17 protein-coding genes and 1 pseudogene are annotated in these 21,068 nt (G+C 72.9%); 9 read left to right on the top strand and 9 right to left on the bottom strand.

The window, feature by feature from the left end:
• Positions 1-226: 226 nt before the first annotated feature.
• Together ACFXI4_RS22095 and ACFXI4_RS22090 are read right to left on the bottom strand one after the other, a co-directional pair.
• Positions 227-1,546: a radical SAM protein gene (locus ACFXI4_RS22095; protein WP_384993460.1), complete on the bottom strand. Its 1,320-nt coding sequence runs from the start codon at positions 1,544-1,546 to the stop codon at positions 227-229.
• Between the two features lie 229 nt (positions 1,547-1,775).
• A complete protein-coding gene (locus tag ACFXI4_RS22090; RefSeq protein WP_384993458.1) occupies positions 1,776-2,783 on the bottom strand; it encodes a hydroxyacid dehydrogenase in 1,008 nt (335 codons plus the stop codon).
• A 136-nt stretch (positions 2,784-2,919) separates the two neighbouring features.
• Here ACFXI4_RS22090 and ACFXI4_RS22085 point away from each other — a divergent pair, with 136 nt between their 5' ends.
• The 5 genes from ACFXI4_RS22085 to ACFXI4_RS22065 all read left to right on the top strand — a co-directional run bounded on the left by ACFXI4_RS22085 (position 2,920) and on the right by ACFXI4_RS22065 (position 8,265).
• Entirely contained in the window at positions 2,920-4,173 is a 1,254-nt protein-coding gene (locus tag ACFXI4_RS22085) for an FAD-binding protein (protein WP_384993456.1), read from the top strand.
• Positions 4,174-4,282: 109 nt separating this feature from the next.
• A complete protein-coding gene (locus ACFXI4_RS22080) occupies positions 4,283-5,518 on the top strand; it encodes an ROK family transcriptional regulator (protein ID WP_384993454.1) in 1,236 nt (411 codons plus the stop codon).
• A gap of 140 nt (positions 5,519-5,658) precedes the next feature.
• Complete coding sequence (locus tag ACFXI4_RS22075; RefSeq protein WP_384993451.1) at positions 5,659-6,654, top strand: ATP-binding cassette domain-containing protein; 996 nt, start codon at positions 5,659-5,661, stop codon at positions 6,652-6,654.
• 1 nt (position 6,655) lies between these two features.
• Positions 6,656-7,459 (top strand): ABC transporter permease, encoded by an 804-nt coding sequence (locus ACFXI4_RS22070; RefSeq protein WP_384993448.1) that lies wholly within the window; start codon positions 6,656-6,658, stop codon positions 7,457-7,459.
• A gap of 5 nt (positions 7,460-7,464) precedes the next feature.
• The gene (locus tag ACFXI4_RS22065) at positions 7,465-8,265 is read left to right on the top strand and encodes an ABC transporter permease (protein ID WP_384993445.1); all 801 of its coding nucleotides are present in this window, start codon (positions 7,465-7,467) and stop codon (positions 8,263-8,265) included.
• 16 nt (positions 8,266-8,281) lie between these two features.
• On the opposite strand, the gene ACFXI4_RS22060 is transcribed toward ACFXI4_RS22065, so the two are convergent.
• The 4 genes from ACFXI4_RS22060 to ACFXI4_RS22045 form a co-directional block, all read right to left on the bottom strand.
• Entirely contained in the window at positions 8,282-8,446 is a 165-nt protein-coding gene (locus ACFXI4_RS22060; RefSeq protein WP_384993443.1) for a hypothetical protein, read from the bottom strand.
• Between the two features lie 196 nt (positions 8,447-8,642).
• Positions 8,643-10,340 carry a DUF2264 domain-containing protein gene (locus tag ACFXI4_RS22055; protein ID WP_384993441.1) on the bottom strand — a complete coding sequence of 566 codons (1,698 nt, stop codon included), beginning with the start codon at positions 10,338-10,340 and terminating at the stop codon, positions 8,643-8,645.
• 220 nt (positions 10,341-10,560) lie between these two features.
• Positions 10,561-10,896: a VOC family protein gene (locus ACFXI4_RS22050; protein ID WP_384993438.1), complete on the bottom strand. Its 336-nt coding sequence runs from the start codon at positions 10,894-10,896 to the stop codon at positions 10,561-10,563.
• Between the two features lie 219 nt (positions 10,897-11,115).
• Positions 11,116-12,333 carry an ABC transporter permease gene (locus tag ACFXI4_RS22045; RefSeq protein WP_384993436.1) on the bottom strand — a complete coding sequence of 406 codons (1,218 nt, stop codon included), beginning with the start codon at positions 12,331-12,333 and terminating at the stop codon, positions 11,116-11,118.
• Between the two features lie 120 nt (positions 12,334-12,453).
• On the opposite strand from ACFXI4_RS22045, the gene ACFXI4_RS22040 reads away from it, so the two are divergent.
• Positions 12,454-13,089: a TetR/AcrR family transcriptional regulator gene (locus ACFXI4_RS22040; protein WP_384993433.1), complete on the top strand. Its 636-nt coding sequence runs from the start codon at positions 12,454-12,456 to the stop codon at positions 13,087-13,089.
• Between the two features lie 72 nt (positions 13,090-13,161).
• On the opposite strand, the pseudogene ACFXI4_RS22035 reads toward ACFXI4_RS22040, so the two are convergent.
• Both ACFXI4_RS22035 and ACFXI4_RS22030 read right to left on the bottom strand, forming a co-directional pair.
• Positions 13,162-14,091: pseudogene (locus tag ACFXI4_RS22035) on the bottom strand (YbhN family protein); the annotation flags it as partial.
• Between the two features lie 285 nt (positions 14,092-14,376).
• Positions 14,377-15,273, bottom strand: a complete 897-nt coding sequence (locus ACFXI4_RS22030) for an RNA polymerase sigma-70 factor (RefSeq protein ID WP_384993430.1) — start codon at positions 15,271-15,273, stop codon at positions 14,377-14,379.
• Positions 15,274-15,562: 289 nt separating this feature from the next.
• On the opposite strand from ACFXI4_RS22030, the gene ACFXI4_RS22025 reads away from it, so the two are divergent.
• Positions 15,563-18,064, top strand: a complete 2,502-nt coding sequence (locus ACFXI4_RS22025) for a SpoIIE family protein phosphatase (RefSeq protein WP_384993427.1) — start codon at positions 15,563-15,565, stop codon at positions 18,062-18,064.
• A 59-nt stretch (positions 18,065-18,123) separates the two neighbouring features.
• Positions 18,124-19,059: a homocysteine S-methyltransferase gene (gene mmuM, locus ACFXI4_RS22020; RefSeq protein WP_384993424.1), complete on the top strand. Its 936-nt coding sequence runs from the start codon at positions 18,124-18,126 to the stop codon at positions 19,057-19,059.
• A gap of 34 nt (positions 19,060-19,093) precedes the next feature.
• On the opposite strand, the gene ACFXI4_RS22015 is transcribed toward mmuM, so the two are convergent.
• Positions 19,094-20,650 carry a carboxylesterase/lipase family protein gene (locus ACFXI4_RS22015; RefSeq protein ID WP_384993422.1) on the bottom strand — a complete coding sequence of 519 codons (1,557 nt, stop codon included), beginning with the start codon at positions 20,648-20,650 and terminating at the stop codon, positions 19,094-19,096.
• A gap of 175 nt (positions 20,651-20,825) precedes the next feature.
• Between ACFXI4_RS22015 and ACFXI4_RS22010 the strand changes: the two genes are divergently transcribed.
• Positions 20,826-20,954 (top strand): hypothetical protein, encoded by a 129-nt coding sequence (locus ACFXI4_RS22010; protein WP_384993419.1) that lies wholly within the window; start codon positions 20,826-20,828, stop codon positions 20,952-20,954.
• Positions 20,955-21,068: the final 114 nt, after the last annotated feature.

Here is a 21,068-nt window from a genome sequence, read left to right as displayed (position 1 = left end):
TCCGGCGTGGCGTCTGCCGCTCCGCCGTGGCCCGCAACTCCGAGCTGTTGTACGCACCGCAACCGCGTTCCGACTCACCGTCCTCCTCGATCCCTCGCACAGCAAGCCCGGGAGGCAAGCGCGGTCGCCGCGGGGAGCCGGCAGCCCGGCCGGGACCCCTCCGGAACGCCGAGGAGGGCGCCGGCGATCCGCCTGACGCCCTCCTGTGTCCGGTGGCCCGCAGGGGTCACACCTTCGTGGGTTCCTCCGCGGGCAGACTGTCCATGAAGGAGCTGACGGAGAAGACGGCGTTGCCGGGACCGGGCGGGCCGTAGCCGGGGGGCGAGGACAGACCGAAGTCCTCCATCGTCTGCCGGTAGGCCTGGAGCAGGCGGATGTGGTACTCCAGCGGAGCGCCGTGCGGGTTGGCCTTGCCGAGCGGGGTCGTCGGCTCCGGACACCAGGTGGTGAAGCGGGGTGTGATGCCGTGCGACATGAAGAAGCGCAGGCCCTCGGTGGTGGACGCGATCGCCTCGTCGACGGTCTTGAACCCGAACGGCTCGGCCATCTCCACGCCCGCCACGAAGTTGGGGATCACGTTGCGGGGGCCGAAGATCTCGGCCGAGTCCAGGATCCGCTTGTGCCACTCGTCCCGGCCGACGTACCGCTCCTTGCCCGGGCAGTACATCTTGAACAGGTACTCGTCCCACACCTCGTAGTTGGGGTGGTAGATCTGCACGCCGTAGTCCTTGAAACGCCGGACGTCGTCCTTGGGCAGTGCCTGGGCGACGACCTTGCCGATCCAGCGGTTCGGGAAGTGCTCCTCGATGGCCTTGGCGTACATGCCGTAGAAGTCGGCCTCGTCCCGGCCCTGGAGCCTGGAGGTGATCGCGCCGCCGGTGAGGGTGTAGGCGGTGGAGGTCTTCGCCGTGTCGTACCGGTCGATGATCTCCAGGGCCTCCAGCACCTCGTCGACGTCCTTGACGCCGGTGTACGGCCGGCCCGCGGCCTTGTGCTGGCGCCAGTTGTGGTTGATGTCGCAGTACTGGCACTCCTCCTTGGCGCCGAAGTACTGGCAGACCCGGAAGACGGTGAGGTAGATCAGGTAGCCCCACTGGATGGTGGGGGCGACCTCCATCACGGACTTCCCGTTGGCGAGCTTGTGCCGGTAGTACTCCGGCATCGGCGGCACCCCGACGTCGGCGATCCGCTTGCCGTCGAGGTAGAGCCCGAGCAGCCCCTCCTCGTCGGCGGCCACCCGGTACGGCGAGGCGGGGTTCACCCGTACCGACACGACGGTGCGGCGCAGGTCGTACGGGCCGCCCGTGAGGATGATCTCCTCCGGCGGCCGGCGCAGCGCGGCCTCGCCCAGCTCGGGCAGGGTGCCGTGGTCGAAGGAGAAGATGAAGTACGACTTCGGCTTCACCTCGCCGCTCTCGTTGTCGCTCAGGGCCGACGGGTCGAAGGCGACACCGCCCCGGAGCAGGTCCTCCTTGAAGACGGCTTCCCTCGGTACGTGCGGGAACCTCTCCATCAGATCCTCGACCAGCGCGGTACGACTGCCCATCCCGTGTCTCCTTCCGACTCAGGCGTTCGACTCCTCACGGTATGCCCCCGCTCGTTCGCCGGCCGTGCCGGGTCCCCTCACGCCGTGCGATTCATACCGGTTGACGCCGTTTCGTCCGCGCTCTCGGCCGGCGGTGAGCGCGGGGTGGACGTCCCGGCCCGCTGCCCGGGTCCACCCCGCCACCGCCCGACCCTTCGCCAGGTCTGAGGGGCACCCCGTGAGACGGCCGTCACGCCGCCCGTTCGAGGACCGAGGGGTCGACCCCGTAGCGCAGTCCGTCGCCGGCCGTCAGGCGTTCGGCCTCCGTCACGACGGTGAGGCCGAGCCGCGCCAGCTCGTTGCCCTGCGAGCCGGCCAGGTGCGGGGTGAGGAAGGCGTTGGGGAGGTCGAACAGCGGGGAGTCCGCGGGCAGCGGCTCGGGGTCGGTGACGTCGAGGATCGCGGTCAGGCGGCCGGCGCGCAGCTGCCCGGCCAGGGCGTCGTGGTCGACCAGCGAGCCCCGCGCCGTGTTGATCAGCACCGACCCGTCCGGCATCAGGGCGAGCTCGCGGGCACCCACCAGACGGTGGGTCTCCGGGGTCTGCGGTGCGTGCACGGTGACGATGTCCGAGGTGCGCAGCAGCTCGTCCAGCGGCAGCAGCGGCACGCCGAGCCGGGCGGCCTCCGCCTCGTCCACGTACGGGTCGGCGAGGCTCACCACCAGGTCGTGGGGGCGCAGGAGCTCGATGAGGCGGCGGCCGATGCGGGAGGCGCCGACGACGCCGACACGGCGGTGGTAGTTGCCGATGCCGGGGACGATGCCGCCGTAGGGGTGGCCGCGCCGGCTGCGGAGCAGGTCGCGGGAGGCGAAGACGTCCTTTCCGGCCAGGAGGATCATCGCGAGGGTGTATTCGGCGACGGGCAGCGCGTTGGCGGCGGCCGCCGAGGAGACGAGGATGCCGCGCCGCCAGACCTCGGGCGTGGTGAAGCCCTTGACCGAGCCGGCCGCGTGCAGCACCGCGCGCAGTGCGGGCATGGCGTCCAGGGCGGCCGTGTCCAGGGTCGGGCAGCCCCAGCCGGTGACGAGGACCTCGGCGCGGGCGAGCGCCGCCCGGACCCGGGGGTCGGCGAAGTCGTCGACCACCGCGGTGGGATCGATGTCCACGCACGCGCGCAGGCGCGCGAGCACCTCCGGGGGGAAAACGTGCGGAATGTTCTCGGCTGTCATGGCGAACACGGCTGGGGGACGCTCGGGCAAGGAAGGGGCCTTCCGGCTCGGTGACGCGCGGACAGCAACCGGTCTCCACCGTAGATCTCCGCGAATGAGAGGGTCAACGCACACGCACTCCCCCGAAGGACGGGAGGCGGCGTACGACAGGGATGGAACGATCGCGATGACGGATCCGGCGCAGACGGTCACCAACTGGGCGCGCAACATCACGTACACGGCCAAGGAATTCCACCGCCCGGACTCGCTCGACGCGCTCCGGTCGCTGGTGGCGGGCCGTGCACGGGTGCGGGTGCTGGGCAGCGGACACTCCTTCAACCGCATCGCCGACCCGGGTCCGCAGGGTCTGCTGGTCTCGATCGCCGGGCTGCCACCGGTGATCGAGGTGGACACGGCGGCCCGCACCGTCCGGGTCGCGGGCGGAGTGCGGTACGCCGAACTGGCCCGGACGGTGGACGCGTACGGCCTTGCGCTGCCCAACATGGCCTCGCTGCCGCACATCTCGGTGGCCGGTTCGGTGGCCACCGGCACCCACGGCTCCGGCGTGACCAACGGGTCGCTCGCGGCGCCCGTGCGCGAGGTGGAGCTGGTCCTCGCCGACGGCGAATCGATCTCGATCGCCCGCGGCGACGCCCGTTTCGAGGGTGCCGTCACCTCGCTGGGCGCGCTCGGGGTGGTCACCGCGCTCACCCTCGACCTGGAGCCGGCCTACCGGGTCGCGCAGACGGTGTACGTCGGACTTCCACTGGCCGGGCTGGACTTCACGGCCGTGTCCGGGGCCGGTTACAGCGTGAGTCTGTTCACCGACTGGCGGGAGCCCGGCTTCAGGCAGGTGTGGGTGAAGCGGCGCACCGACCGGCCGGCCGTCGACTTCGGCTGGGCCGCGCCCGCGACGGAGGCGATGCACCCGGTGCCGGGGATGCCGGCGGGCAACTGCACCGAGCAGTTCGGGGTGCCCGGGCCCTGGCACGAGCGGCTGCCGCACTTCAGGGCGGAGTTCACGCCGAGCAGCGGGGACGAGCTCCAGTCGGAGTACCTGCTGCCGAGGTCGACGGCCGTCGAGGCGCTGCACGCGGTCGACGCCGTCCGGCAGTCGGTCTCCCCCGCACTGCTGACCAGCGAGGTGCGGACCATCGCCGCCGATCCGCAGTGGCTCAGCCCCGCCCACGACCGGGACTCCGTCGCCCTGCACTTCACCTGGGTCGACGACCTGGCGGCCGTACTGCCCGCGGTGGGCCTGCTGGAGGAGGTGCTGGCGCCGTTCGAGCCGCGTCCGCACTGGGGCAAGGTGCACAGCGTCCCCGGTGAGGTGCTCCGCGACCGCTACCCCCGGCTCGCCGACTTCCGCGCACTGGCCCGGACCCTGGACCCGGACGGGAAGTTCGCCAATCCCTTCGTCCGCGACGCGCTGGCTCTGTGACGCGGCCGCGACGCGCCGGCGCTGCCGCGGAGCCGATGTCACGGACTTAATAAAGCCCTTTTCCTAATACCTTGTCGAAAGCCCGCCGCAGCCCATAGCCTTGCGCCGTGTGAAGCACACATCACGGGACATCCGTACCGCGAACCGCTACGAGGTGCTGCGGCACATCATCGCCGAGTCTCCCACCTCCCGGCAGGAGTTGGCGTCCGTCACCGGGCTGAGTCTGGCCACGGTCGCCACCCTCGTCGGCGAACTGCTCGACCTGCGGACGATCACGGAGGTCGGCTTCGAGGACTCGGCCGGCGGCCGGCCCCGGGGGCTGGTGGCGGTCAACGCCTCCGGGGGCGCGCTGATCGGCGTCGACATCGCGGAGACGTACGTCCACGTCGAGCTGTTCGACCTCGCGCTGAACGTGCTGGCCCGGGCCGAGGAGGACCTGCGGCCCGGCGAGCACCGTCCCGAGCAGGTGGTCGGCCATGTCGCCGTCGCCGTCGGCTCGGTGGTCGCCCAGGCCGGGGTGGAGGGCGCGCGGGTGCTGGGGGTCGGAGTGAGCGCGCCCGGGCAGGTGGACCGGCACACCGGCATCGCCGAGTACGCGCCCAACTGGGACTGGCACGACGTGCCGTTGCTCGGCCTGCTCTCCGAACACATCGCCTACCCGCTTCACCTGGACAATCCGCTGCGCGCCTGCGCGGTGGCCGAGCAGTGGTTCGGGGCGGCGCGCGGCCGCGGCGACACGGTGGTGGTGAACCTGGGCACCGGGGTCGGCGCCGGGCTCGCGCTCGGCGGCGGGCTGCACCGGGGGGTCAGCAACAGCGCCGGGGAGTGGGGGCACACCACGCTCGTCCTGGACGGGCGGCCCTGCCACTGCGGCAACCGCGGCTGCGTGGAGACCTATGCCGGCGCGCCCGGCATCATGCTGAACCTGCGCGAGTCGAGCCCGGACAGTCCGCTGCTGCACCCCGACGACCAGACGGCCACGATCGAGGCGCTGGCCCGGGCGGTGGCCGACGGTGACCCGGTCGCGGTCCGGGTGGTGCGCGACACCGCCCGGTACATCGGCGCCGGGGTCGCCAACCTGGTCAACCTGCTCAACCCCGAACTGGTCGTGCTCAGCAGCTGGGTCGCCCGCAGGCTCGGTGAACCGCTGCTCGACGAGGTCCGCGAGGCCGTCCGGCTCCATGCGCTCGGACGGCCGTTCGCCGCCACCGAGATCGTCCTGTCCCCCATCCCCACCGACCCGGTCTGCCTGGGCGCGGCCACCTTCGCGCTGGAGGGGGCGCTGCGGTCCGTGGGACAACGGGACGGGACGCGCCCGGGCCGTACCTCGTCCGCCTCCCGGTGATCGATCAGTCCAACCCGCCGCTCCTTTAATCCATTGCCGGGCCCCTCGGCGCCCTGCGACCGTCGTTGCGTATCCGCGGCCGGCCGGCCTACCGAACCGGCCGGCCGTACGTCGCGCACGGAACGAGGGAGTCACCCAGCGTGGCCGCAAGCATCGAGGTCCGCGGTCTGTCCCGCACCTTCCACACCACCGTCCGGCGCCCGGGTCTCTCCGGCGCCCTGCGGTCCCTGGTCAACCCCGAGCGCGTCGAGAAGCACGCGGTCTCCGACATCACCTTCGACGTCGCCCCCGGCGAACTCCTCGCCCTGCTCGGCCCGAACGGCGCGGGCAAGTCGACCACCATCAAGATGCTCACCGGCATCCTCACCCCGAGCTCCGGCCACGCCCGGGTCGCCGGCGTGGTGCCGTACCAGGAGCGGGAGCGCAACGCCCGCAACATCGGGGCGGTGTTCGGGCAGCGCACCCAGCTGTGGTGGGATCTGCCGGTCCGGGAGTCGTTCGCGATCCTGCGGGACATCTACGAGGTGTCCAGGGCCGAACACGCGGCTCGCCTGCGGGAGTTCGACCAGCTGCTCGACCTCTCCGCGTTCTGGGACACCCGGGTGCGGCACCTCTCGCTCGGGCAGCGGGTGCGCTGCGACCTGGCGGCCGCCCTGCTGCACGATCCGCCGGTGGTGTTCCTGGACGAGCCGACCATCGGCATGGACGTGGTGGTCAAGGAGCAGGTGCGCGAGTTCCTCCGCCACCAGGTGGCCGAGCGCGGCCGTGCCGTCCTGCTGACCACGCACGACATGACCGAGGTCGAGCGGCTCGCCGAGCGGGTGGTGCTGGTCAACCACGGGCGGCTGGTGCTCGACGGCACCCTGGACGAGATCCGCCGCACCTTCGGCTCGACCTGGCAGGTGCGGGCCACCCTCGCCGACCCGCACACGCCGGTCGGCCCGCTGCCGGGCATCACGCTGGTCCGTCGGGACGGCCCCCAGGTGGTGTTCGGCCCGGACGGCCCGGCCGCGCCCACGGTCCACACGGCGCTGAAGCTGGTCATCGAGCGGTACGAGGTGACGGGCGTGGCGGTGGACGAGGCCGACCTGGAGGACGTCATGCGGGCGGCCTACGTGCACGCCGAGGCGGTCTGAGATGGCCCTGTCGCACGGCTGGCGGGCCGCCCGGGTCACCCCGCTCGGCGAGCTGTACTCCCCGCCCCGGATCACCGGGGTCCTGCTGCGGCTGACCGTGCAGGTGGTGCTGGTGGCCTCGCTGTGGCGCGGCCTGTACGACCGGTCCGGTACGACCGCGGGTCTCGACCGCGGCCAGGCGGTGACGTACGCGGTGATGGCCGTACTGGCCTCCCGGCTGCGGGAGCTGGACCAGTACGCGGGCCGGGACACGGTCATGCAGCACATGCACTTCGGCACGATCGTCTACTGGTACCTGCGCCCGCTGCCACCCCGGCGGTTCCACGCCCTGCGCGCGATCGGCGAGCAACTGTACGGCCTGGCCTGGGCGTCGACCGGGTACGTGGTCTGTCTCGCGGTCGGTGTCGTGCGGCCGCCGGTCTCGGCGGCGGTGGCCGGTGTGTTCGTACTCTCCCTCGTCCTCGGCCAGTTGGTCCTCTACCACGTCATGCTCCTCATCGACCAGCTGTGCTTCTGGACGCTGCGGAACACCGCCGCGATGCTGATCCTGGTCTTCGCGCAGAACCTGCTGTCCGGGGTGTACGCGCCGCTGTGGTACTTCCCGCACTGGTTCATCACGCTGAGTTCCTTCCTGCCCTTCCAGGCGACGCTGAGCGTGCCGCTGTCGCTGTACGTGGGCCGGATCCCGCCGTCGGACGCCCCCTTCCAGCTCGGCGTCCAGGCCGCGTGGGCCGTGGCCCTCTTCCTGTTCACCCGGTTCGTGTGGCGGCGGGCCGCCCGCCGCGTGATCTCGCAAGGAGGCTGAGCCCGATGAACGCCGTACGGATCATGTGGCGCATCACGCGCCTCAACTTCCGCGCCCAGCTGGAGTACCGCACCGAGTTCCTGATGATGATCGCGATCGGCGCGGTATGGCAGGTGTCGGTGATCGTGTTCGCGACGGTGCTGCTCACGCGGTTCGCCGGGATGGGCGGCTGGGACAGCAGCGACGTCCTGCTGATCCCCGCGACCCGCATGCTGGCGCACGGCCTGTTCGTGCTCTTCCTGGGCCGGGTGCACGGCCTGGGACGGAGCATCCAGGAGGGCAGGATCGACGCCTACCTGCTGCGCCCGCTGCCCGTCCACCGCCAGGTCCAGCTGGAGTTCTTCCCCACCAACGCGATCGGCGACCTGACGGTGGCGGCCGGCCTGATGGCGGGCGCGCTCGGCCGCAGCGACCTGGACTGGACGGCGGGCCGCATCGGCTACCTGGTCGCGGCGGTCCTGGGCGGGATGCTCCTGGAGGCGGCCCTCTTCACGGTGGTGGCCTGCGCTTCGCTGCGCTACCCGGCCGCCGACTACTGGGGCCGCTGGCTGGAGGAACTCCTCGGCACCTTCGGCAGCTACCCCCTCAACGTCCTCCCCCGTGCCGTGGGCGGCCTGCTCACCTACGGCCTCCCCCTCGCCTTCGTCGCCTACTTCCCGGCCGCGGTCCTCACCGGGCACGGCCACGCGACGGGCGTCCCCTACTGGCTGGCGGCCGGATCCCCGCTCCTCGGCCTGCTCGCCTACCTGGCGTCCCGCCGGCTGTGGCGGTGGGCGCTCGGCCACTACACGGGGGTGAACGGCTGACCGGCCGGCGGGACGGTCAGCCGAGCAGGACCTCCCCGACCCGGTCCGCGAAGCCGGCCGGGTGCTGCACGGTGCCCAGGTGCCCGCCGGGGAACTCGGCGAAGGTGGCGCCGGTGTGCCGGGCGACGGACTCGGCCGTGTCGTGGAGCAGTTGGCCGCGGGAGTCGGTTCCGGCGGCCACCTGAGACGGGGCAGGCCGGTCCGCGGCCGGTAGGCGGTGAACGGGCGCAGGACGTGGTCGAGGAAGACCGTGAAGGGCGTCGGTTCACCGGCGGCCGGACGGCCGTGCTCCAACTGCCCGATCAGCTCGGCCCGCAGCCGCTCCCCGTCGGGCAGCAGCGTGACGCGCCGCCCCGCGTCCGGCCGTCCGGCCGGGCTCAGTCCCGCGCGATGTGCTCCACCGCCACTCCGTCGTCCTGCCAACGGACCCGCAGTCCCGGCCCCCCGGCCCACAGCACGGTCAACTCACGCTCCCCTTCGGCGTGTACGGTCACCGTCTCCCCCAACCGCGCGGCGTTCGCCGTTCCGGTGAGCCGGCTCAGCGCGACGAACAGGGTCGCGCCCTCGCCCGTGACCCCGCTCAGCGTCTCGTCGAGGCCGACGGCGGGCAGCAGTTCGGCCCGGAGCCCCTCCGGTGCGGCCCAGCCGGTCACCCGCACCGGCGTCCCCGGCGCCGCCCCGGCCACCAGGAAGGCCCGCACCTCCGCGGCCCCGCGCACGAGTACGGCGCTCGTCACCCGGGCGCCCGAGCCGGCCGTGTGCCGCGAGGCCGCCCACTCCTCGCCGACGCCCAGCGGCTCGATGTCCGTCCGGCCCGGATCGCCTCCGACGATCACACTGTTGTCGTACGACGCCGAGGGCTGTGTCACGGTCGAGTAGCCGAGCCGGGTGTAGTAGGGGTCGTAGCGGACGTCCTCGCTGCCGTGGTTGTGCAGGCGCACGATCCCGTCCGAACTCGTGGACTGGAGGAGCCAGTTGGCCGGCGCGATCGGCGTGACCGCGTCCGTACGCTCGGCCGGCCCCGGTTCCTCCACCGCCGTCCACACGTCGTGCTCCGCGGGGAGCAGCAGGCCGAGGAAGCCCTTGCTCGCCCAGTACGGGGAGGCGGGGCCCGAATATCCCTGGAGGACGGCGCGGTCGGGGCCGTGCCAGCCGAGAGTCAGCAGCCCGTGGGCGTCCACCGCGCCGCGGTCCAGGAAGTACCTGAGCGCGCCGGAGGCCAGCCGCCGGGTCTCCCCGGGGGTCAGGGGCGTGCGTCCGGTGAGGGCGCCCAGCCAGAGCGGGGCCGTGGCCGCGAAGCGGTAGGTCAGTGAGCGGCCCTGGTGCATGGGGGCGCCGTCACCGCCGAACAGCCGGGCGTAGTCCGCGAGATGGCGTTCCAGACGGCCGCCGTACAGGTCGAGGAGTTTCTCGTCGCCGGCCAGCCAGGCGTGCAGCACCGGGTAGAGGTGCATCGCCCAGCCGTTGTAGTAGTCGTACTTGCGGCCGTCGCCGTCGGTGTACCAGCCGTCGCCGGCGTACCACTCCTCGATACGGGCCAGGCCGTGGTCGACCGCCCGGTGCGCGGCCTCCGTCTCGTGGCCGACCTCGGCGAGGAACCCGCCGACCGTCACCGGGAACAGCTCCCAGTTGCAGGGCCAGGGTTCGGCGGTGAGCGCGTCGGCGAGCCAGACCGCGGCGCGCTGACGCACCGCGTCGTCGAGGCGATCCCACAGCAGCGGGCGGGTCAGCCGCAGGGCGAGGGCGACGGAGGCCGCCTCGACCAGCGGCTGGCTCCGGTCCTCGACGCGCGGCCAGCCGCCCGCCACGCCGGCCGCGAGTCCGTCCGCGTACCGCTGGAGCACGGTCTCGTCCCGGCGGAAAGCGGCGAGGAGCAGGGTGCGCGCGTAGCCCTCCAGGCCGTCGGAGAGGCGTCCCGACCAGCTCGGGTGGTCGCCGGGCAGGTGGTAGAGGGCGCGGTCCGGGGTTGCGTACGGCTCCACGGCGGCGAGCAGGGCGTCGGCCGCGGCCTCCCAGTGCGTGCGGGTGTAGCCGGTGCGCGGGCTGGGACCGCGGTCCCCGGGAGGCATCTGCATCGGTGCCCTTCCTCGCTCGTACCGAACCTCGTACCGGACCCCGCGCCGGACCGCCCGCCGTTCAAGACCTGGGGCGCCCCGGTTCCGGTCGGGACGCCCCAGGGGCTCGTGCCACCCGCACGGTGCCCCGCGGGACCAGGTGCCGGGCGAGCAGTTCGTAGGAGGTGGGCGTGTCGTCCTTCTTCTCGTCGTACAGGTGGAGCCGCGGCGGCCGAGCGGATCACCTCAGGATGATTGACGCCGAGCCCGTTGACCAGAAGCGCGATGCCGTTGTCTCCGGATTCGCGCGGTAGGCCGCCTCGTCGCTCGTCCTGTCGTTGTACGCCGGATGGATCAGGACCTGCCCGAAAGGGTGGCCCGCCGGATCGAGCAGGACACGGACGTGGTCCCGCGGCTGGTGCGCGGCCGGTGTCGCGCCCAGGGCGACGGCGTCGGCCACCGCCAGGTCCAGGTCGTCCATCTGGAAGTCGAAGCGCATCATCGTGCGCTGCTCACCGTGCACCGGCGGCCAGGCCGGCGCACGGTGACCGGCGGCCTCCTGGAAAGCGATGTGCACGGCTCCCTGCGGCGGGGCCACCACCGCCGTCCCGGGCTCCTGGTGACGATCGGCCGCTCCAGCAGCTCGGCGCAGAAGCGGGCCGGGGCGGCCGCGTCCGGCGCTTCGACGGCGGTTCCCACCGCACCGCGTTCACCCGAGATCGCATGCCGCCCGGCCTTGTCCCGGCCCTGCCCCAGAACCCCTGGGGCCCCGAGGCCGCGCCCCCTCAGCGCCGGGTCAGGCGCCCGCGGCGTGCCGGGCGTGCGAGTGCGCGCGCATTCCGACGCCCACCGGCGCGGACGGCTCCTCGACGGACGGCGGCACCAGGGGGGCCGGGGCATCGAGAGCCGGGCCCTTCGGGCCCGCCGTCCTGCTCTCGCCGGTGACGGGGCCCCGCTCCAGGGGGTAGGCATAGTGACCGAACAGGACGGCCGTCAGCCCCAGCAGGCTCCACAGAACGAGGACGGCCACGTGGCCCGCACTGTCGCTGCCGTCGAAGTAGGCCGTACCGCGCACGAGGCTCGCACCGGCACCCGGCGGCAGCCACTGGCCGATGACATGGGCCGCCCCGGGCAGCAGTTCCGGTGCGGACGTGCTGCCCGCGAACGGATTGCCGACGAAGACCATGAGCGCCGCGCTCGGCGCGAGCCCCCCTGACCCCACCAGCGTGACCATCCCGGCGGTGGTGGCGCTCATGGCGAGGATGGTGAGCGCCAGGGAGGCCCAGGTCGCCAGGTGGTCGTGCGGCAGGGCGCCGAGATACCCCTGGGCGATCACGTAGACGCCGAGGGCCGCCGCTCCGCTCACCACGACCAGGGCCAAGGCACGCACCACGGGTCGCAGCCGCAGTGCCAGCACGACGACCAGGGCGATGACGATGCTGCAGATGGTCATCGGGAGAAGCGACGCGCTGAAGACCACGCCCCGGGGGTCGTCCGCCGAGATCCGGACGACATCCGCGGTCTTCACCTTCACCGGCGCCGGCTTGCCGGCAGCAGCCGCGGCCTTGCCGTCCTTCGCGTCGGCGGTCTTGGTGCGGGCCGACTTGGCGTGGGGGGACTTGGCGTGCGCGGACGCGTCGTGGGCGGCCGCGGCAGCACGCTCCGCGGCCGCCCTGGACGCCCGGGCGGCCAGCTGCACACCCGTCTTGTCCAGCAGCTGGGCGACGGTCGGGCTCGCGGCGGTGGACTCCAGCACGGTGAGGCTGCCGGGAGTCACGGCGAAGGCACCGTAGATGTCCCGCTCCTTGATGGCCGCACGCGCCGACGCCTTGTCGGGGTAGAGACGGAAGTCGAAGGCCCCCGGTTCGCCGTGGGCCAGCCCCTCCACCACCCCCTGGCTCGCCGTACTCGTGCCGACGATCCCCACCGGCAGGTCGCGCGGGGCGATGCGCGCCGCGGGCCAGGCATAGGCCAGCACTGCCACTGAGATCACCAGCGGCAGCGCCACTGCCATGATGGCCAGACGACGCCATGACTGATTTCCCGCCAACGGGGACTTCACGATCCCGCCTCCAAAAACGAATGATCATTCTCTGGCGAGCCAGTCTGCTAGGCTCAGCGATCCCGAGTCAAGATGAACATTCGTTTTTCTTTGGAGGATGCCCCCATGCCGAAGGTGTCCCAGGAGTACATGGACGCTCGCCGTGCCCAGATTCTGGACGCGGCCCGGCGGTGCTTCCTGCGCGACGGATTCCATTCGACGTCGATGCAGGACCTGTTCGCGGAGTCCGGGCTCTCGGCGGGCGCGGTCTACCGGCACTTCGCGAGCAAGGACGAGATGATCCTCGCCATCGCCGAGGAGAACATGCGCGACGTCCTGGCACTGGTCCACACGGTCGCCACGACCCGGCCCGCCGGTTCCGTGGGGGCCGTCCTCGCGGAGGTCCTCGACCTCCTGACGTCCCGGTCCGCGGCACAGGACACCTCACGGCTTGCCGTGCTGGCCTGGTCGGAGGCCCTGCGCAATCCCGCGCTGGCCCGGCAGTTCAGCACTCTGCTGGCCCAGATGCGCTCCGACCTCGCGGAGGTCGTGCGAGAGCACCAGGAGAGCGGCGCCCTGCCCGGCGAGGTGACCGCCGAGAAGATCGCCGGTGCGCTGGTCTGCCTGCTGCCCGGCTACATCCTCCACATGGCCGTGCTGGACCCCGCGCTCATGGCCGGGGTGAGCGAAGCCGTGCGGGCCCTGTGGCCGGAGCAGGCCACCCCCTGATCCGCCCCGCCGGCGGGCCAGCAGGACCGACCACCCGGCCACGCCGATCAGCCCCGGGTTGAGGGTCCGGTAGAGAAGGTCGGCGGCCGTGGCGTCGGCCATCGGCATTCCGCCGCGATGCAGGGTCAGCACCAGAGCCGCGTCCAGCGGTCCGAGCCCCGCGGGCAACAGGGGCAGCGCCGACATGGCCGTCATCGCGGCCACGTAGGCGAGCAGCACCCCGCCCGGGGCCGGCGCGTGGCCCACCGCATGACACACGGCGAGCACGCACAGGAGGTCGCCGACCCAGTTGACCAGGGCGGCGCCGAGCCCCAGGACCCAGAAGCGCGGCGGAGGCCGCAGCGCGGCCAGCTCTCCCAGCAGGCCGTCGGCCGACGTCTGCCGGCCCTCGCCGCGCCGCAGCCTCCGCCACCCCCGGAGCAGGGCGCCCACCGGACGGCGCAGCACACCGGCATGCCGGACGAGGACGAGCGCGACGGCGATGCCGCCACCGGCCGCCGCCACCTGAACGGCCGCCCCGGTGAGCCGGGCGCCGTCCCCCGCCAGCAGCGCGCCGAACCCCCCGAGCATGACGAGCGTGACCGTGCCCAGCACCCCGGTGACCGCGTGGGTGAAGCCGATCAGCGGCACGCCGGCGCCCCAGGCACGCATGCGCCGCGTCCGGTAGGTGACCGACACCAGGCTGCCGCCCGGCAGCGTCGCGCTGAGGGCGTTTCCCGCGAACACGGCGGAAGCCGCGGCACGCAGTCCCACCCGCAGCCCGCCCACCCCGAGAGCCAGGCGCTGCAGACGGGCGAAGGCCGCCATCGACATCACCTCCGCGGCGACGGCCGGCAGGAACCAGGCAGGCCGAGCGTGGGCCAGCCGCCCCGCCGCACGGCACGCGTAGGGCGCGGCGAACGCCAGCTCGGCACCGAGCAACAGCACGACGGCGCCCGTGACGAGCGCGACGCGGGACCGGGCGTGCGACCACACCGGCCCCCTGGCCCGCACCGAGCCCATGCCGCCACCCTCCGTTATCCGGAATGATCGTTCTGTTTTCGCGCTCCATCCTGCGGGTTCCGGCGAGAGCGAGTCAAGATGAACATTCGTTTTTCTTGGCCGGATGATCGATCAGGGCTTGTAAAAAAGAACTGTTCGTTTTATTTTCGGAAGGCAGGCGTCAAGGGACGGCCGCCTGCGGTCCGCCCCCCGTGCAGTGATGGGGGGCGGATGGCCCCGCCCTCCCGCGAGCGGTCCTAGCGGAGACCGCCGCGGGGCGGGGCCCTTTCGCTCGGGCGCCGGCACTCAGGCGGTCATGGCGGCGAGTTTCGCCGGGTTCATCATGACCATCACCCGGTCGATGCCGTCCGGGGTGACGCTCACCGTGAGGACGGCGAACACGGCGCCGTCGCGGGACAGACTCACCGCCGGCTTGCCGTTCGCCTCGGCCGGCTCCACCGTGACGCCGACCCAGAAGCGGTCCGCGAACGCGTGGTAGTACTTCGCCACGCGATGACGGCCCACCACCGGGAACTTGGACGCCCGCACGACGCCTCCGCCGTCCGAGTACGAGACGACGTCCTCCGTGAACAGCCGCTCCAGCACGGCCACTTCCCCTTCCTGGGCGGCTGCCACGAACGCCGTCAGGAACCTCTGGTGGTCCGCGGCCGGGACACCGGCCCGCTTCTCCGCGGCCAGGTGTTTGCGCGCGCGGCTCACGAGCTGGCGGGCATTGGCGTTGGTCTGGCCGATGACCTCCGCGATCTGCTCGTACGGATAGTCGAACGCCTCCCGGAGGACGTAGGCCGCGCGTTCGGTGGGGGTGAGCTTCTCCAGCAGCATCAGCACCGCGACCTCCAGCGCCTCCGTGTTCTCGGCACCCAGCGCCGGGTCGCCGCTGGTGTCGACCGGCTCGGGAAGCCACGGCCCGACGTACGCCTGCCGGCGGACCCTCGCCGACTGCAGCACATTGATCGCGAGTCTGGTCACGGTCGTCGTGAGGAACGCCCGTGGGCTGTCCACCCTGGACCGGTCGTAGGTCTGCCAGCGGATCCAGGCCTCCTGAAGGACGTCCTCCGCCTCAGCGACGCTGCCGAGCATCCGGTAGGCGATCCCGAACATGGCGCCGCGAGCGTCCTGGAAGACCGCCTCCGCCTCCCGGAGGTCCTCGGAGCCGTCCGGTGGGTTGCTGTTCGTCGGCATCGCGCAGATTCCTTGCTGGTCGACAAGTTCCCCGGCATCCCCGGCGATGGATATGTCCTTTACATAGCTTTATGCGCCGCCCCCTCCCCCGCAAGGAGTCAAGGCACCGGCGCACGCTTCCCCCGAATCCGGCCGAGTGACGCTGTCACACATCGGAGTGGAGCCCGGTCTAGAGACAAAACCACGCAAACGACACCGAACCGGCGTTCGCATCTGCGTCTGGATCCGGGACCGGAGACGAGGCACGAACAGCGTCCCTCCGCCCCATTCACCTAAGGACAAGAGCTCGATGCGCAGCACTCACACGGCGACACTCGACAGGCAGCCGACCACCCACGAGATGTCCGACTCCGCCATCGCGATGGTCGACGAGCAGGGGACGGTGCTCGGCTGGACCCAGGCCGCCGAGCGGCTCGTCGGATACCCCGCCGGGGACATGGTGGGCCGGTCCGCCGCCCTGGTGGTGCCGTCCTTCGAGGAGGCGCCGACGATATCGGCGTTCGTCGAGCGATGCCGTGCCCGCAAGGGCTGGTCGGGCACGACGGCGGTACGCCACCGGGACGGCCGGCAGCTCACCGTCAGCCTGCGGATCTCGATGCTGCGCGGGCAGGACGGAGCGGTCCGGTGGCTGGTGTCCGTGACCGACGTCCGCAAGCTCTCCCGCGAAGCGGCGAACGGATCGGTGCGGGAATCGCTCCTCACCCGCTCACCGATCGGCATCGTCGTCCGCGACTCGCAGCTGCGCTGCACCTGGGTCAACGACACGATGGAGAGCCACGACGGCGTCTCCCCCGAGCAACGGCTCGGACGGCGGTCCACCCACACGCTGCCCGCCGCCAAGGCCAGGGCGTTCGAGGCGGCGATGCGGCAGACCCTGCGCACCGGCACACCCGGCGTCCACGAGTTCCGCAGGTGGCTGTCGGCGAGTCCGCGCCGGGAGCACATCCTCATGGCTTCCTTCTTCTGCCTCCAGGACGCCGAAGGGCGGGCCGTCGGGGTGTGCACGATCAGTGTCGACGTCACCGAGAGCCGCCGGGCGCAGGAGCGCCTCGCGATCCTCAGTGAGGCCGGCACCCGTCTTGGCAGCACCAAGGACGTGATGCGGACCAGCCAGGAACTGGCCGATCTCGCCGTGCCCCTGTTCGCCGACTACGCCGTCGTCGACCTGGAGCACTCGGTCCCGACGGGAGAAGGGCCCGCCGTCCGTATCGGCCCGGCGGGCGAGCGCCTCCCCGTCTTCCTGCGCGCCGGGCTGGCCTCGATCCGCCAGGGGGTCCCGGAATCCCCGTGGGAGCGCGGCGAGGCGGTCCCCGTGCCGCCCGCCGCGCCGTTCACCGACGTCCTGCGCACCGGGAGATCCCACCTGGAGCCGGTCCTGGACACCGCTCCGGGCACCTGGCCCGACCAGGACCCGGTACGGGCGCGGAAGATCCACGAGAACGGCATGCACTCGCTGATGGTCGTCCCCATTCGCGCGAGGGGTGTGCTGCTGGGAATGGCGCTGTTCATCCGCACCGAGGACCCGGCGCCGTTCCAGGAGAACGACCTGCTGCTCGCCGAGGAGCTCGTCAGCCGCGCGGCGCTGTCCCTGGACAACGCCCGCCTGTACGCCCGCGAACACGCGACGGCCCTCGCGCTCCAGTGCAACCTGCTCCCGCAGCGTCTGCGGGGCGGCACGGCGGTCCAGGTGGCCTCCCGCTATCTGCCCGCCGACCTGGACATCGGCGTCGGGGGCGACTGGTTCGACGTGATCCCGCTGTCCGGCGCGCGGGTCGCCCTCGTCGTCGGCGACGTGGTCGGCCACGGCATCAACGCGACCGCCGCCATGGGCCGGCTCCGCACCGCCGTACACATGCTCGCCGAGATGGAGCTGCCGCCCGACGAGCTGCTGACCCGCCTCGACGACACGCTGGAGCGGCTGGGCGAGGACGTTGGGGACATCCCGGACCAGCTGGCCGCCGTGATGGGCGCCACCTGTCTGTACGCCGTCTACGACCCGGCCACCCGCAGGTGCACCATGGCCGGGGCCGGGCACCCTCCGCCCGCGATCGTCGACCCGCAGGGCCGGGTCACCTTCCCCGACCTTCCCACCGGCACCCCGCTCGGCGTCGGGCTGGGGGCCCCCTTCGAGGCCGTGGAGCTGGAGCTGCCCGAGGGAAGTCTCCTCGCCCTGTACACCGACGGCCTGATCGAGACCCGCGACCACGACATCGAGGCGGGGATGAACCACCTGGGCGCCGTGCTGTCGGAACCGGCGGGCTCCCTGGAGGACCTCTGCGACCGCGCGATGGAGACCCTCCCGGGCCCGGCACCGTCCGACGACGTCACCCTGCTCCTGGTGCGCACCCTCTCACTCGGTCCCGCCCAGGTCGCCTCGTGGACGCTGCCGGGTGACCGGACCGCGGTCCGCAGCGCCCGCCGCCTGACCGCCGGTCAGCTGGCCGAATGGGGCCTGGAAAGCCTGGAGGACTCCACGGAACTGATCGTCAGTGAACTGGTCACCAACGCCGTCCGCCACAGCAGCGGCCCCATCGGTCTGCGACTGATCCAGCACCAGGTCCTGACCTGCGAGGTCTTCGACACCACCGACTGCCTCCCGCGTCTGCGCCGCGCACGCACCACCGACGAGAACGGCCGCGGCCTGTTTCTGGTGGCCCAGTTGTCGCGCCGGTGGGACTCCCGCCCGGAGTCCGGCGGCAAGGTCGTCTGGTCCGAACAGGACCTCGGCCGGCCCTCGCCGGTCCGCCCGCAGGGCCGGCCGGGCGGCGCGTGTGCGGCCCGGGCGTGGTGACCGGGACCGGGGGGCGGACACCGTCGGCCGCTCGCTGCCGGGTCGGCTAGCGTCGGGGCATGAACAGCGACGACTCCCCCGGCATCGCCGACGCCCTCGCCGCCGGGACGGTCGTGCTCGACGGCGGTATGTCCAACCAGCTGGCGTCCGCCGGACACGCCCTGAGCGACGCGCTGTGGTCGGCACGGCTGCTGGCCGACCGGCCCGACGCGGTGGGCGACGCGCACCTCGCGTACTTCGGGGCAGGCGCGGACGTCGCGATCACCGCCAGTTACCAGGCCACGTTCGAGGGGTTCGCGCAGCGCGGGATCGCTCACGAGGAGGCCGCCCGGCTGCTCGCGCTGAGCGTGCGGCTGGGCCGGGACGCGGTTCGGCGGGCGCGTGCCGAGGGGATCGTACGGCCGTTGTGGGTGGCCGCCTCGGTCGGGCCGTACGGGGCGATGCTCGCGGACGGCTCCGAGTACCGCGGGCGGTACGGGCTGAGCGTCGGGGAGCTGGAGCGGTTCCACCGGCCCCGCCTGGAGGTGCTGGCCGGGGCCGGGCCGGATGTGCTCGCGCTGGAGACCGTGCCCGACGCCGAGGAGGCGGCGGCCTTGCTGCGGGCGGTGCGCGGGCTGGGGGTGCCGGCCTGGCTGTCGTACAGCGTGGCGGGTGGGCGGACTCGGGCGGGACAGCCGCTGGCGGAGGCGTTCGCCCTGGCCGCCGACGCGGACGAGGTGATCGCGGTGGGGGTGAACTGCTGTGCGCCCGAGGACGTGGACCGTGCGGTGGAGGTGGCGGCGCGGGTGACCGGGAAGCCGGTGGTGGTCTATCCCAACAGCGGGGAGGTGTGGGACGCGGCGGCGCGGGCGTGGACGGGACGGTCGACGTTCGCGGCGGATCAGGTCGCGGGGTGGCGGGCCGCGGGGGCCCGGTTGATCGGGGGCTGCTGCCGGGTGGGACCGGAGGCGATCGCCGGGATCGCCCGGGCGGTCCGGGGCCCGCAGGACCGCTGACCACCGCGCGCGGGTCCCCGCGCTGCCGCGGGGCTCAGCGGCGGCGTACCGCGGCCACCGAGCGGCGCAGCCGGCGTACGGCCGTGGCCGGTTCGGCGGTCCGCTCGGACCGCGGCACCGCACCCGGTGTCCAGAGGGCGAACTCACGGTCCCGGGGACCGGACACCGTGCGGGGCTCACCGTCGCCGAGGACACGGACCGGATGGGTGTCGTCCCAGGACCGCCAGCCGGGGTCCCCGGTGGCGGCGAACCGCACCCAGGCGCCGTGCGTCTCGTCGGCCAGCCGCTGCGGGGCGCCCTCACCGGCCAGCCGGGCCGCGTCGGGCCCGTCCCCGGTGTCGAACACGAAGCCCAGCTCCAGGGCGTGGCAGGCGCCGAGCCGGGGGCGGTTGGAGGGCCAGGCGAACTCGTAGAGGTACGACGAGCCCGGCCGGGCCTCGGCCAGCCGGTGCAGCGGACGGCGGAGCAGGTGGTCGGTGACCATCTGGCCGACGGTCTCGGCGGTGCCGGCCTCGGGGTGCAGGAGGCGGTAGCCGCGGGGCACCTCGTGGCCGGCGTGGCAGCGGGCCATGGCACCGGCCAGGGCGACCGGGCCGAGCCGGTCGACGTGGTCGAGCAGGCCGCCGGGGACCAGCCAGAGCCGGTACTCGTCGCGGGTCCAGCCCATGAGGAGGTCCACGCCGTGGGCCGCTTCGCCGTCGAGGAGGGCCTCCAGGGGGTCGCGCGGGACGAGGTCGCCGTCGACGACGATCCCGAAGGCGGGGCCGCCCAGGACCGGGCTGCTCAGCCGGCCGACCTCGGCCTGGGTGCGCAGCAGTAGCTCGCGGTCGACCTCGGCGAAGGCCTGGGCGGTGGCGGGGACACGCAGCCGGTTGGCCATCCGGCGGACCATGCGCCGCACCTTGTCGCGCTCCGCGGCCTCGGGCGGGCCGCTCTGCAGCACGGCCCGGCGGATCAGCCCCTGGGCCTGGGGCGCGGCCAGCAGGGCGCCGGCGCTGATGGCTCCCGCCGACTGGCCGCAGAGGGTGATGCGGTCGGGGTCGCCGCCGAACCCGGCGACGGTGTCGTGGACCCAGCGCAGGGCGGCGAGCTGGTCGCGCAGGCCGGGGTTCGGCGGGGTGTCGGGGAACAGGCCGTACCCCTCGACCCCCAGCCGGTAGTTGACGGAGACGAAGACCACCCCGTCACGGGCGAACGCGTGGCCGTCGTACACGGGTACGGCGGACGATCCCCGGGTCAGGGCGCCGCCGTGCAGCCAGACCAGGACCGGGAGCCGGGCGCCGCGGCCCGGCTCCGGGGTCCACACGTTGAGGTTGAGGCAGTCGTCGCCGGGGATCACCGGGTCGGACAGATACTCCGCGAACGCCTCCGAGTACGGCGGTTTGGGGGCCGTCGGCCCGAAGTCACCCGCGTCCCGGACGCCGTCCCAGGGCTCGGGCGGCACGGGCGGACGGAACCGGTGCGCCCCGAAGGGCGGGGTGGCGTAGGGGATGCCGCGGAACACCGCGACCCCGTGTTCCCACCTGCCGCGGACCGCCCCGTACGGGGTGCCGGCCACGGGTCCCGTCGGGTCCGTCCGGTCTGCCGTCATCCGCCCACCAGCTCCTCCCGCCGCACGCCACGACACCGGTTGGAAAAGAGCACCACATCCAGTTCCAGTATTCCGCCGTACACGGCGTCCCGGCGGATACGCGCGGCTACTCGGCGTACCGCGGGCGGCCGGCCGCTTCCCGGCTCGAGATCGTTTTCTGTGCACGAATCCGACCTTGCGCGCCACGGCGGCCTGTGCCCCGGCCGAGCACCACGCCACGGTGGCCGCCCCGGACGACCGGCACGACCCGAAGGAGGACGTGGAGCTGGACGACGAGGGCCGCCCGGACACGAGCGAGGAGTGAGCCGGAACGCCCCGTCAGGAGCGGTGGGGGCCCCCCCCCCCCCGCACCACCGCCCCCCGGGTTCCCCCCCCCCCCGCCAAAAAAAGGCGTCGCGCAGAGGGTGTATAATATAAA

It is taken from the genome of Streptomyces sp. NPDC059224 (genome assembly GCF_042754285.1).
GTDB lineage: Bacteria > Actinomycetota > Actinomycetes > Streptomycetales > Streptomycetaceae > Streptomyces.
Note: the sequence above shows the minus strand (reverse complement) of the source record. Positions and strands in the feature narration are given on the sequence as shown.